At 50.0% G+C, this 364-nt stretch carries 1 protein-coding gene and 1 pseudogene (1 of these 2 cut by a window edge); both read right to left on the bottom strand.

Features of this window, described 5'->3' with window-relative positions; genetic code table 11:
* Positions 1–4: 4 nt before the first annotated feature.
* On the bottom strand, positions 5–358 hold the full coding sequence (locus D0T60_RS04690; RefSeq protein ID WP_255491581.1) for a DUF3575 domain-containing protein: 354 nt from the start codon (positions 356–358) through the stop codon (positions 5–7).
* A pseudogene (locus D0T60_RS18925) lies at positions 333–364 on the bottom strand (DUF3575 domain-containing protein); it runs 262 nt beyond the window's last position. Before D0T60_RS18925 ends, D0T60_RS04690 begins: the two are co-directional and overlap by 26 nt.

The raw sequence follows: 364 nt of genomic DNA, 5'->3' as shown, positions 1-364 counted from the left end.
CTTTTTATTTCATCACATAGATTAAGTTGATAGCCGCCCTTGTAGGCCCCACGTAATGCCTGTGTTTACTCTTCTCCAACTCTCCACAGCGGGCACATTCAAAGCGATCATAGTCGATATACAGATAGCCAAACCCTACAGTGGCCTCTAAGCTCCATCGTGGAGAGAGGTACCAATGGTAGCCGTAGCTAAAGCCTCCCCCTATCAGGTGCCCCTCGTAGCGATGCTCCTTCAATGCCCCCGCATTGATGTTACTTACATTGAACTCCCCGTACATGGGATGCATGCCAAAGAAGTGACCGGTGAAAGGTTCGCAGAGCCAGGTGCGCAACTCAGGCTGCACCACCCAATGCTTCAATTTTTT

Origin of the sequence: Bacteroides sp. 224 (assembly GCF_010500995.1) — a bacterium.
Lineage (GTDB): Bacteria > Bacteroidota > Bacteroidia > Bacteroidales > Bacteroidaceae > Bacteroides.
This window is presented reverse-complemented; position numbering and strand designations above follow the sequence as displayed.